We start from the raw sequence: 11,374 nt of genomic DNA on the forward strand, positions 1-11,374 counted from the left end.
AAGTAGCAAGGCGAGCGAATTAATCTGGCTGATTAGAGATCGCCTGCGTGTTAATTTCTTTCGTGCTGTAAGGGGGTGTCCCGCTATCCGGGACAGTACAGACCGCTTGATGCGCACGTTTGATTGTCACGTTTAGAAGAACACTGAATTCGTTATATCAGGGTTTTTCTCTAGGGGCGGCTACTTATACACTCTGGTCCAAGGTTCCTGAACGGAACTGCCTCATTCCCTTTCCGGAGCGTTCATCATGAAGACTTCTCTCGTTGTTGCCGCCGCCCTGGCTGCCGCGCTTGCCGTTCCCGTTACGTCGTTTGCCCAGTCCAGCGAAGGGCTGACGCGCGCCCAGGTGCGCAACGAAATGATTCAGGTCGAGCAGGCTGGCTACAACCCGGCACGCATGAACCCGCGCACCTTCACTGCGGACATTCAGACTGCGCAAGCGCGCGTGGCGCAATCGAATGCCGCGTACGGCGCTGCGACGGACGGGTCGTCGCAAGCCGGCGTCGCGAAGTAATCGCGAGCGAGGGCGCAAAGCAGGAAGCGCTGGACGCTTCCTGGCACATCATGACGCAGCGGGCCGCCCAAGGGCGGCCCGTTCGCATTGTGGCTAGCTTCTCCGTATCGCCGGCGGTCTCGAATCCACCCCTAATCGGACAACGGCTGGCGATGTACACTGCCGCCGTAGCCGGTAACGACGTTATCGACCACGAATGGCGACGGTTCTTCGGCCTCCAGAATGACGGCTGCCGTGCCGGGCGCGAGTTTCGCCGAAACCGATTTCACCAGTTCGCTGTCGATCAGGTCATGAAGCGCGTGTGCGGCGAGCCCGGCACTGGCGCCGGCAGTCAATCCCAGTGCCGAACCTGCCGGGCCGCCCAGCAGGCCGATCAACGCCCCGGTTAGCGCACCGATAGCCGTGCCCCAGAAAGACCGCGTTTGTTCGTCGAGGATGGTGAGCTTGCCCGACGCGTCCTTTCCCGCCACCACGCCGCTGTGTATGACGAATCCCTGGCCTTTTTCGGCCGCGTCCTTGAAGTCCCGGCACGCTTTTTCGGCAATGTCGAGTGTTCCGAATACGGCCACAATCAGAGTGTTCGCCACGCTGTCCTCCTGCCGGTCGTCACCTTGTCTATAGTAGAGAGTAGTCAATCGACGCAGCAGCCGTAGTGTCATTTCGTCCAATTCATAGTATCGGAGCGGCCGCGGATCATTTTCCGGACCCCGGGTGCTAGCATGCGATAAAACGGGGTTCGTTCTCTCTCTCGCTCTGGTAGCAATCCTGTCATATATTTTGGAGTGCGAATCCACGCGGAGAATGGACCACGTAATCTGCAGGCGAATGTGCGCAATCGTGACGACTGGGAGGCCGAAGATGCGAGAACCGAGTGCCGTGGATGCCTGGCAGTACACGCTCGATCTGCTGAGCGGCGCAAGCGTCCCGCGAAGCCCGCGCAAGGATACGTCCCGCGACGCCTGTGCCGCGCGAGGCAAAGCAGCCGCGCGGACCACTCCTACCGGTCATGCCCGGCTGGCGATCGTGGAAGCGTGGTCCGATAACCTTGTTTCGGTGTCGTGGAGCGATTCGACCAGCGGCCGATACTCGGAGCAGCCCTGGCGGCTCTGCATTGCCCGCAGAGGCGGGGTATGCGCCTTGACGGGTGCTCATATTCGACGCGGGGATCGCGTTTTTCGCCCACTATCGAGGAAGCTGAAATCCGTGAACGACGGATGGGCCGTTCTGGCATCGGCTTTGAAGACGGCGTGAGCCGAAGGCGAAGGAATCTCGCGAGCCGAAGGCGAAAAAATCCCGTGAATTAAAGGCGAAAAAAAGTCCCCAAAGCAGGGGCGCTTTGGGGAGAGGGAGGGCCGACACTATGGGAGCCGCCGCCGTGGGGCAAAGGCTCCGGTGCGAATGGTAGCGGTCCGTCCCGGCGCGCGAAAGGTACGCCATGCGATAGCTGATATCGGACAGTGCAACGATGCTGCAATACGTAAGCCGTAGTCTGACGACTAACCTGGATCGAGAAAAAAAATGGACGCATCCAATTTTCTTGCGGCATTGCAATCGTCGCTGGGCGGCTACCTGCCTCGCGTGGCGGCAGCCATCGGCATCCTCATCGTGGGCTGGATCGTGGCGTCGCTGGCCCGCGCCGGGGTTCGCAAGCTGCTTTCGGCGCTGAAGGTCGACGAACGCATAGCGGAGAGCGCGGGGCAGGGCGCCTTTGTCGAAACGCTCATTGCGAGCGGCCTGTTCTGGCTCATTCTGCTCGTGACGGCGGTGGGGATATTCAATGTCCTCGACTTGACCGACGTATCGAGTCCGCTTTCGCAACTGCTCGCGCAGATCGTGGGCTATCTGCCTGATCTCGTCGCCGGCGCGGCACTCACGCTGATCGCGTGGCTGATCGCGCTGGTGTTGCGCAGCGTCGTGCGGCGCGCGCTGCGGGCCACGCGGTTCGACGAGCGGCTTTCCGATAGCGCCGGCGTGAAGCCCGCGAGCGGTTATCTGGGCGATCTGCTGTTCTGGCTCGTCATTCTGCTGTTTCTGCCCGCCATACTCTCCGCGTTCGCGCTCTCGGGCCTGCTCGCGCCCGTGCAGGCGATGATAGACCGGCTGCTCGCCATCGTGCCGAACCTCTTTGCGGCGGCCGTGATCGGCTGCGTGGGCTGGGTCGTGGCGCGCGTGCTGCGCGGCCTCGTTGTCAACCTGCTCGTGGCCGCCGGCGCGGACCGTCTGCCGAAGGAGGTGGGCAGTCCCACGTCGATCAAGCTGTCGAACCTCGTGGGCACGCTGGTGTATCTCTTCGTGTTCGTGCCGACCCTGATCGCCGCACTCGACGCGTTGCACATCGACGCCATCTCGCGGCCGGCCACCGACATGCTGGGCCAGTTCTTGGGCGCCGTGCCGGACATCATCGCGGCCATCGTGATCCTGCTCGTCACGTTCTATGTCGCGCGCTTCGCGGCTTCGCTCATTCGCAGCCTGCTGGTGGCGGCCGGCGCGGACGGTCTGCCGGGACTGCTGGGCGTGGGTGGCGTATTCACCGGCATGCTGCTGCCTTCCGTGCTTGCTTCGCGGCTGATCGTTTTCTTTTCGATGTTGTTCGCGGTCGTGGAAGCGGCCAACCGGCTTGGCTTTACGCAGGTGCGCGACATCGTTACCTTGTTCATCGAGTTCGGCGGCCACGTGCTCATGGGCGCGGTGATACTCGTGATCGGATACTGGCTGGCGGACCTCGCGCGGCGGGTGATCCAGCAGGCCGAAGGCGACCACAGCATGCTGTTCTCGCGGATCGCGCAGTTCGCCATCCTGGGGCTCGTATTCGCGATGGGGCTGCGCGCCATGGGCATTGCCAACGAGATCGTGCAACTGGCCTTCGGGCTGGTGCTGGGCGCGATTGCGGTTGCCGTCGCCCTCGCATTCGGTCTGGGCGGATGCGAGGCGGCCGGCAAGCTGCTCGACCGCTGGTTGAGCGATCGTTCGTCGCATTGAGCTTCGCGAGCCTCGGCATGGGGGACGTCATGGAACAGCAGCAGGAGTTCGACTTCTACATCAATCTCCTCAAGCCCACGCTCGGTCTTTACGTGCGCAAGGGCATGGGGCTGCCGGATCTCGTCGATACCAAAGACTGGCAGTTCTCAGGACATGTCTGGCAAAGCGAGCTCGACCCGGGCATGCTCAAGAGCCTCGATGCGAACGGCCACGTGTTTCAGGAACTCGGCAGCTAATGCAACTAGTGCAGCTACCGCGGGCCGCGGCGGCCCACGTTCAAGGCGACCCGTCCCCGGCTGTTTCGGCGCCGCCCGCTTCCGCTTCCGCCTTCGCTCTGCCGCCGGAGCCCAGCGTGCCAAGGAGTTCCGGCACGCACTCTTTCATGATGTTGACCACCATTCGCACACGCGCCGGAATCGGGCGCTGGGCGCGGGTCAGCACGTGCAGATCCTGGGGCGGCACGCCATAGTCCGGCAGCAGCAGCACCAGCTTGCCGCTCGCGAGCGCGTCCACGCAGGCGAACCGCTCGATCACGCCGATGCCCAGGCCTTCGCCGATCATCCGGTACATCGCTTTCCAGTGATTGGTGGTGATGGCCGTGCGGATCGCCACGCTTTCCCGCGTGGCGGCGGAGTCGACGAGCGGCAGCTGGTCTGCGCCGAAGGTGCCTTTGAGGCGGATGAACGGATGGTCGATGAGGTCCGCGGGGGCCTTGATCGGCGCGTGCCGCGCGAGGTAGGCCGGGGACGCGACGAGCGTGCGCTCCACCTGTCCGAGACGGAAAGCGAAGAAGGCGCCTTCGCCCACCTGCCCCTGGCGAAACGCGATATCCACGCCCTCGGTGACGAGATCGATGGTCCGGTCGCTCAGGGCAAGGTCGATGTTCAGTTGCGGATACGCTTCGCGCACGAGCCTCAGCGCTTCCGGCAGGATCATCTCGCCGAGGCAATGCGGGGCGCCGATGCGAATGGCGCCCCGCAGAACCTGTCCGTCGCTCGAAACGTCTGCAATCGCCTGCTCCGCGGCGGAGAGGATCTTCTTGCTGCGCTCGTAGAAAATCTCGCCTTCCGGCGTGCATTTGAACGTGCGCGCATTGCGCAGCAGAAGACGGCAACCGAGGTACTTTTCGAGGCGCTCGATCCTCTCGCTCGCGGCGGGCTGGCCGATATTCAGGTCTCGTGCCGCACTGGAAATGCTGCCGCGCTCCACCGCGCGAACGTAAATGCGCATGGCTTCCAGTAGATTCACAGGCAGGCTCCGCAAACCGGGGCGGGGCAGGTGCGCGGCGTTGCAAAGGCAAAGCGGGGTAGTTCGGTCATATCGTGGCTTGAGGAAGCGTTCCTCGATGGCATGCGCTGCGCGTGTTCAGGGTGAATGCGGGTGTCGGGCTCAAGAGAGCTGGTAAGGCCGTACCGGTGCAACCGGTGCCGGGACCGGGCAGCCACAGAGTTCGAGTATGGAGCGCTCGATATTGCGTGACATCGCATCGAGCGCAAGCGCGTTGGGCGCGGTGCTGAAGGGCTCGGCCACTTCGCTCGCAATGGCTTCGAGCGCGATCAGCGTGTAAGAGATGAAGACGCAAAGGAGAGGGGTGAAAAATTCGGTCGAATCGACGAGACCGAACGGCAGCAGAACGCAATAGGCATAGACGGTACGGTGCAGCAGCACGTTGTAGGCGAACGGGATGGGCGTGGAGGCAATGCGTTCGCAGCCGCCCACCACCTTGCCGAGTTCGTTGATCTCCGTGTTCAGCATCCAGAGCTTCGTGTCGGAGGTGTGGACGCGCTGGCAGGGGCTGGCCACGTCGCGGCGGATCTCGTTGAGTATCGCCACGGGCTTGTAGCAGTGATCGCGCAACAGTTCGGTCTCCTGTGGACCGAGCAGGCGCTGGAAGTCTTCGGTGGGGTCGCTCCCGCGCAATTCGTGCTTGAGCGCATAGACGAAGCCGATCAGGCGCTGGGCAATCCGCAGCGTGTCTGCGCGTTCGGGCACGTAGCAGAGGAGCTCCGAGGTGAGCGCGCGCGAGGCGATCAGCAGGCTGCCCCACAGATGGCGGGCCTCGTTGAAGCGCTCGTAGCTGGCGTTGTTGCGAAACGCCAGAAAGATGGCGAGCGCGACGCCGAACAGCGTGAACGGTGCCGTGTTGAGCGGAATCTTTTCCCCCAGCACGCGACCGTGCGTCAACACGGCGAGGCTGCTGACGACGGCCATGAAGATCAATTGCGGAATGATCGATGGCAGCACGGAGCCGTTCCAGACGAACAGCAGGCGGAACCAGTTTTCCTTGGGCCGGACAATCATGAAGCGAGCACGGTTATCGTTTATCGAATCGTGGGTATGGGTTGCCGGTATCAGTGATAGCCGGCATCCCCTTCGCGCACCTTGCCGCGGAACACGCGGTACTGCATGGCGTTGTAGACCAGAATGACCGGCAGCACGATCACGGTGCCCACGAGCGCGAAGAGCTGGCTCGAATGGCTCGACGAGGCTTGCCAGATCGTGAGCGAGGGCGGAATGATGTTCGGCCAGATGCTGATGACGAGCCCCGTGAAGCCGAGGAAGCAGATCGCAAGCGTGAGAACGAAGGGCGTGGCTTCGTGTTCGAGCCGCAGCGTGCGGAAGATGCCCCACACGCAGGCCACCACGAGCACCGGAACCGGCAGGAACCAGCCCAGGTTGCCGCTTGCGAACCAGCGGGCTTCCACTGCCGGCAAGCCCAGCACCGTCCACAGGCTCACCATCACGATCGCCGCGAGCAGCACGCCCGCGAGCGGGCGCATGAGGAGCCGCATCTTGCGTTGCAGATCGCCTTCCGTCTTGAGGATGAGCCAGCCGCAGGCGAGCGTGGCATAAGTGATCAGGACACCGAAACCGCAGAACACGCTGAACGGAGAGAACCAGTCGAACGGGTCGCCCGCAAAGCGGTCGTTCTCGATATGGATGCCCTGCAGCAGCGACCCCAGCACGATGCCCTGGCACATCGCAGCCAGCGCCGAGCCGCCGATGAACGCGAGATCCCACGCGTGCTGCGTGCGCGTGGCCTTCGCGCGCAGTTCGAACGCCGCGCCGCGGAAGATCAGCCCGACCAGCATCAACATGAGCGGCATGTAGTTCGCGGGCAGCAGCGTGGAGTAAACGACGGGAAAGGCGCCATAGAGTCCCGCACCGCCCAGCACGAGAAAGGTTTCGTTGCCGTCCCACACGGGCGCGACGGTGTTGAGCATCACCTCGCGCTCGCCTTTGCCCTCGAAGAACGGGAATAGCAGGCCGATGCCGAGATCGAAGCCGTCCAGCATGACGTAGATGAAAACGCCGAGACCGATGATGGCCGCCCAGATAACGGGGAGATCGATTTGCATGGCGTCAGTCTCCCGTCACGGCGTCGAGGGTGCGGTTGTGCAAGCCGGGGTACTTGAGCGACTCGCCGCTCTCTATGCCCTCTCCTGGTCCCTTCTTCATCATCTTCAGCATGTAGTAGACCCCCGTGCCGAACACCAGGAAATACACGATCACGAGAATCAGCAGCGAAACGCCGGCCTGCTGGGCGCCGATGGGCGACACCGAATCCACCGTGCGAAACACGCCATAAACGGTCCAGGGCTGGCGGCCCACCTCGGTCGTGATCCAGCCCGCGAGGAGCGCCACGATGCCCGATGGCCCCATGCAGAACACGAGCCACTGGTACCAGCGCGTCTCGTACAGGCGCCCGCGCAGCCTCAGCCACAGCCCCAGCACCGCGGTGAGCAGCATCAGCATGCCGAGGCCCGCCATGAGGCGGAAGGTCCAGAAGATGATGGGCGAGTACGGGCGGTCCTCGGGCGGGAATTCCTTGAGGCCGCGAATCTCGCCATTCCAGCTATGCGTGAGAATCAGGCTGCCCAGATGCGGAATCTTGATGGCATAGCGCGTGACTTCGGCATTCATGTCCGGAAAGCCGATCAGGTTCAGCGCCGTGCCGCCGCGCTCGGTTTCCCAGAGCCCTTCGATAGCCGCGATCTTGGCCGGCTGGTATTCGCGCGTGTTCAGGCCGTGCGCGTCGCCCACCAGGATCTGCACGGGCGCGAGTACGAGCAGGATGCCGAGCGCCATCGAAAAGCTGCGCTTGACCGGCACGTCGCGCCGGCCATGCAGCAGATGCCAGGCGCCGCATGCGGCCACGATGAACGCGGCCACGATAAAGGCGGCGATGGTCATATGCGCAAGCCGGAACGGGAACGACGGGTTGAAGATCACCTTGAACCAGTCCACCGGCACGATGCGGCCGTTCTCCATCGCGTAGCCCTGCGGCGTCTGCATGAAGCTGTTCGAGGCGAGAATCCAGAACGTGGAGATCAGCGTACCGATCGCCACCATGACGGTGGCGAAGAAGTGCCCGCGCGGGCTCACGCGGTTCCAGCCGAACAGCATCACGCCGAGAAAGCCCGCTTCGAGGAAGAACGCCGTGAGCACTTCGTAGGTCAGGAGCGGGCCCGTGATGTTGCCCGCCACCGTGGAAAAGCCGCTCCAGTTCGTGCCGAACTCGTAGGCCATCACCACACCGGACACCACGCCCATGCCGAAGCCCACCGCGAAGATCTTCGACCAGAAGCGGTACATGTCTTTGTAGGCGGCGTCGCCGGTCAGCAGCAGGCGCCATTCGAGCACCGCGAGAAAGCTCGCCATGCCGATGCTGATGGCCGGAAAGACGATATGAAACGAGACCGTGAATGCAAACTGGAGCCTCGCCAGATGAAATGCGTCGAAGATCTGCATGATGGTTTAGCGCTCCAGTGTTACCTGCATGGGCGGTCCCGCGCGGCGGCTAGTTCGTGGCGGCGCGCACTACGCGCACGGGCACGGATTTGTACGACGGCGTACCGCTCTCTTTGTCAATATAGTCCAACGGAACCAGCACGTTGGCTTCCGGGTAGTACGCCGCGACGGAGCCCCTCGCGATGCTGTAGACGATTGCCGTGATGCCTTTCAGGTACAGCGTGCGGCCCGGCGTGACCGTTTCGATATCGACGAGGTCGCCGTGCTCGATCCCCTGCGCGGCCATGTCCTCTTCGTTCATGAACAGCACGTCGCGGCGGCCGAATACGCCGCGATAGCGGTCGTCGAGTGCGTAGATGGTCGTGTTGTACTGGTCGTGACTGCGGATCGTGATGAGGCGCAGCACGTCTTGCGCGCCCAGCACGTCGGCGTCTTCCTTCACGCCGCCATAGACGGAGAACTGCGCCTTGCCGGAGGGCGTGTGCCACACGCGCTCGGTGGGCGGCAGGGGCAGGCGGAATCCGCCCGGCTGCCTGATGCGGTCGTTGAAGTCTTCGAAGCCGGGAATCACGCGCTCGATCAGATCGCGGATCTTGTCGTAGTCCGCAACGAGTTCCATCCACGGCAGCTTGCTTTGCTCCAGCGTGGCGCGCGCCATGCCGGCCACGATGGCCGGCTCCGAGCGCAGGTGCTCCGAGGCGGGCGTGAGCTTGCCGGCGGATGCGTGCACCATGGACATCGAGTCTTCCACGGTGATCGATTGCCTGCCGCTTGCCTGCATGTCCAGTTCGGTGCGTCCGAGGCACGGAAAAAGATAGGTCTCCTTCGAGACCAGCAGGTGTGTGCGGTTGAGCTTCGTGCCGATGTGCACGCCCAGATCGAGCTGCGCCATGGCGGGGAAGGACTGCCCGGAGTCGGGCAGCGCCACCGCGAAGTTGCCGCCCAGGCAGATCAGCGCTTTCGATTTGCCGTCGATCATGGCCTGCATGGCCTGGACTGCGTCGTGGCCGTGCCCGGCGGGCGGCGTGAAGCCGCAGGCGTCTTCGATCAGCTTGAGAAACGATTCCGAAGGTTTTTCGGTGATGCCCACCGTGCGATTGCCCTGCACGTTGGAGTGCCCGCGCAGCGGACAGATGCCGGCGCCGGGCTTGCCGTAGTTGCCGCGCAGGAGGAGCAGGTCGGCGATCAGGCGCACATTGGCGGTGCCCTTGTTGTGCTGGGTGATGCCCATGCCGTAGGTGACGATCGTCGCGTTCGACTTCGCATAGGCGAGGGCCACGTGTTCGAGATCGGGGCGCGTGAGGCCGCTGGCCTTCTCGATGTCGTCCCACGAGGTGGCTTCGAGGTCGGCCGCGAAGGCGTCGAAGCCCTGCGTGTGCCTGGCGATGAAGGCATGGTCGAGCACGTTGCCTTCTTCGGCTTCCATCGCGAGCAGCGCCTTCATGATCCCCTTGAGCGCGGCCGCGTCGCCGCCGGCATCGACCTGAAAGTAAGTGGAAGCAATGCGCGTCGAGCCGAAGGTGGCCATTTCGACCACGCTCTGCGGATCGGCAAAGCGTTCGAGCGCGCGCTCCCGCAAGGGGTTGAAAACGATGATGGGGACGTTGCGGCGCGAGGCCTCGTGCAGCGTGCCCATCATGCGCGGGTGATTGGTGCCCGGGTTGTGGCCGATGGAGATGATCAGTTCGGTCGAATCGAAATCGTCGAGCGAGACGGTGCCCTTGCCGATGCCGATCGATTGCGGCAGGCCCACGCTGGTCGGCTCGTGGCACATGTTCGAGCAGTCGGGGAAGTTGTTCGTGCCGTACTCGCGCGCGAACAACTGATAGAGGAAGGCCGCTTCGTTGGAGGCGCGTCCCGACGTATAGAACTCGACCTGATCCGGCGAGAGCGAACGCAGGATCTCGCCAATGCGCGCGAAGGCGTCTTCCCACTCCACGGCGCGATACGTGTCCGTCGCACGGTCGTAGACGAGCGGGTGCGTGAGCCGGCCCATGTCTTCGAGTTCGTAATCCGTTTTCTGCAAGAGCGACGTGACCGTATTGGCCGCGAAGAATTCGGGCGGCACGCGCTTGGTCGTGGCCTCCCAGGTGACGGCTTTGGCGCCGTTCTCGCAGAACTGGAACGTGGAGCGGTGCTCCTTGTCGGGCCATGCGCAACCCGGGCAGTCGAAGCCGTCGGGCTGGTTCGTGCGCATCAACGTAATGGGCGCCTCGATGCTTTCCATCTGCTGGTGAATCGCCTGCGCGGTTGCCCGCAGCGCACCCCATCCGCCGGCCGGTCCGTCATAGGGACGCACACCCGGCACTTCGCGTTGCTTTGTCATAGAAAACTCCGTGAGCTGCTCCAGATGCGCTGGAGAATGTCGAAACCGTAGCGGTGCAGGAAGTCGTGCAGAAGCAAGGACAGCCCTCGCGTGCTGCTGCGATTTATTGTAGGGAACTCAGAGGGTTAAACAAGCCAGAATGAATGCGATTCTAATAATTGGTCAATTCGTTATGTTTAATAAAATACATCGAATAAAAAACCTGTGAAGAAATGCGGCGCCCCTCGTCAAAAATCATTCGGGATGCTGGGGCGCCGCCAGGCTTTCCATTCACGATCTGGCCTATTTGACCGCTATTTATCCGCTATTTGGCGTTTGCGCCGGATTCACGTTCGCTGCGCTTCTTGCGTCCCTTTCCTGCCGAGGTTTCAGGGGCGCTCGCAGCCTTTTCCGTGTCCGCTGCCGTGGCGTCGCCATTGGCAGCTTTCTCAGGTTTCGGCTTGAGCACACTCGATATCTTGTTGAACCGGACTTCGTCGCTGTCCTTGTCGTAATCGATTTCCACGCTATCGCCGGATTTCAATGTGTCGCCGAGTATTTCCTTCGCGAGCCGCGTCTCCACTTGCTGGCGAATCTGCCGCTTCAGCTCGCGTGCACCGAACTCGGGCTGATAACCCACCTCCACCAGATGATCGACGAGCGCATCGCTCATCTTCAGCGTGATGTCCTGCGCCGCTGCCGTACGCACCACGCGGTCGAGCTGGATCTGCACGATCGAGCGGATGTTCTCCTTCGAGAGCGCTTGGAACACGATCACTTCGTCGATGCGGTTCAGGAACTCGGGGCGGAAGTGGCCCTTGAGG

At 62.9% G+C, this 11,374-nt stretch carries 10 protein-coding genes and 1 pseudogene; 4 read left to right on the top strand and 7 right to left on the bottom strand.

The window, feature by feature from the left end; all coding sequences use genetic code 11:
* The first annotated feature begins 247 nt into the window (after positions 1–247).
* The gene (locus BFE01S_RS27450; RefSeq protein ID WP_028228254.1) at positions 248–514 is read left to right on the top strand and encodes a DUF4148 domain-containing protein; all 267 of its coding nucleotides are present in this window, start codon (positions 248–250) and stop codon (positions 512–514) included.
* A 131-nt stretch (positions 515–645) separates the two neighbouring features.
* On the opposite strand, the gene BFE01S_RS27455 is transcribed toward BFE01S_RS27450, so the two are convergent.
* The gene (locus BFE01S_RS27455; RefSeq protein ID WP_084170190.1) at positions 646–1,173 is read right to left on the bottom strand and encodes a DUF1269 domain-containing protein; all 528 of its coding nucleotides are present in this window, start codon (positions 1,171–1,173) and stop codon (positions 646–648) included.
* Between the two features lie 199 nt (positions 1,174–1,372).
* Here BFE01S_RS27455 and BFE01S_RS46625 point away from each other — a divergent pair, with 199 nt between their 5' ends.
* The 3 genes from BFE01S_RS46625 (at position 1,373) to BFE01S_RS27465 (ending at position 3,729) form a co-directional block, all read left to right on the top strand.
* Positions 1,373–1,765 carry a DUF3331 domain-containing protein gene (locus tag BFE01S_RS46625; protein WP_169742674.1) on the top strand — a complete coding sequence of 131 codons (393 nt, stop codon included), beginning with the start codon at positions 1,373–1,375 and terminating at the stop codon, positions 1,763–1,765.
* A 267-nt stretch (positions 1,766–2,032) separates the two neighbouring features.
* Complete coding sequence (locus BFE01S_RS27460; RefSeq protein WP_028228256.1) at positions 2,033–3,493, top strand: mechanosensitive ion channel; 1,461 nt, start codon at positions 2,033–2,035, stop codon at positions 3,491–3,493.
* A 29-nt stretch (positions 3,494–3,522) separates the two neighbouring features.
* Positions 3,523–3,729, top strand: coding sequence for a hypothetical protein (locus BFE01S_RS27465; protein ID WP_052421001.1), 207 nt, complete (start codon positions 3,523–3,525; stop codon positions 3,727–3,729).
* A 40-nt stretch (positions 3,730–3,769) separates the two neighbouring features.
* Here BFE01S_RS27465 and BFE01S_RS40405 read toward each other — a convergent pair whose 3' ends face one another.
* The 6 genes and pseudogenes from BFE01S_RS40405 to BFE01S_RS27495 form a co-directional block, all read right to left on the bottom strand.
* Positions 3,770–4,741 carry a LysR family transcriptional regulator gene (locus tag BFE01S_RS40405; protein WP_042338720.1) on the bottom strand — a complete coding sequence of 324 codons (972 nt, stop codon included), beginning with the start codon at positions 4,739–4,741 and terminating at the stop codon, positions 3,770–3,772.
* Positions 4,742–4,882: 141 nt separating this feature from the next.
* The gene (locus BFE01S_RS27475) at positions 4,883–5,794 is read right to left on the bottom strand and encodes a bestrophin family protein (protein ID WP_028228258.1); all 912 of its coding nucleotides are present in this window, start codon (positions 5,792–5,794) and stop codon (positions 4,883–4,885) included.
* Positions 5,795–5,844: 50 nt separating this feature from the next.
* A complete protein-coding gene (gene cydB / locus BFE01S_RS27480) occupies positions 5,845–6,852 on the bottom strand; it encodes a cytochrome d ubiquinol oxidase subunit II (RefSeq protein ID WP_028228259.1) in 1,008 nt (335 codons plus the stop codon).
* A 4-nt stretch (positions 6,853–6,856) separates the two neighbouring features.
* Positions 6,857–8,245, bottom strand: a complete 1,389-nt coding sequence (locus tag BFE01S_RS27485; protein ID WP_028228260.1) for a cytochrome ubiquinol oxidase subunit I — start codon at positions 8,243–8,245, stop codon at positions 6,857–6,859.
* A gap of 49 nt (positions 8,246–8,294) precedes the next feature.
* On the bottom strand, positions 8,295–10,571 hold the full coding sequence (locus BFE01S_RS27490; RefSeq protein WP_028228261.1) for an FdhF/YdeP family oxidoreductase: 2,277 nt from the start codon (positions 10,569–10,571) through the stop codon (positions 8,295–8,297).
* A gap of 304 nt (positions 10,572–10,875) precedes the next feature.
* Positions 10,876–11,374 (bottom strand): annotated as a pseudogene (locus tag BFE01S_RS27495) (Clp protease ClpC); the annotation flags it as partial.

The sequence above is a fragment of the Paraburkholderia ferrariae NBRC 106233 genome, from assembly GCF_000685035.1.
Lineage (GTDB): Bacteria > Pseudomonadota > Gammaproteobacteria > Burkholderiales > Burkholderiaceae > Paraburkholderia > Paraburkholderia ferrariae.

Bases quoted from the DNA above. Each gene is read 5' to 3' on its own strand.
- BFE01S_RS27450 (WP_028228254.1), top strand. From the start codon at position 248: ATGAAGACTTCTCTCGTTGTTGCCGCCGCCCTGGCTGCCGCGCTTGCC.
- BFE01S_RS27455 (WP_084170190.1), bottom strand. From the start codon at position 1,173: ATGACACTACGGCTGCTGCGTCGATTGACTACTCTCTACTATAGACAA.
- BFE01S_RS46625 (WP_169742674.1), top strand. From the start codon at position 1,373: ATGCGAGAACCGAGTGCCGTGGATGCCTGGCAGTACACGCTCGATCTG.
- BFE01S_RS27460 (WP_028228256.1), top strand. From the start codon at position 2,033: ATGGACGCATCCAATTTTCTTGCGGCATTGCAATCGTCGCTGGGCGGC.
- BFE01S_RS27465 (WP_052421001.1), top strand. From the start codon at position 3,523: ATGGAACAGCAGCAGGAGTTCGACTTCTACATCAATCTCCTCAAGCCC.
- BFE01S_RS27475 (WP_028228258.1), bottom strand. From the start codon at position 5,794: ATGATTGTCCGGCCCAAGGAAAACTGGTTCCGCCTGCTGTTCGTCTGG.
- cydB (WP_028228259.1), bottom strand. From the start codon at position 6,852: ATGCAAATCGATCTCCCCGTTATCTGGGCGGCCATCATCGGTCTCGGC.
- BFE01S_RS27485 (WP_028228260.1), bottom strand. From the start codon at position 8,245: ATGCAGATCTTCGACGCATTTCATCTGGCGAGGCTCCAGTTTGCATTC.
- BFE01S_RS27490 (WP_028228261.1), bottom strand. From the start codon at position 10,571: ATGACAAAGCAACGCGAAGTGCCGGGTGTGCGTCCCTATGACGGACCG.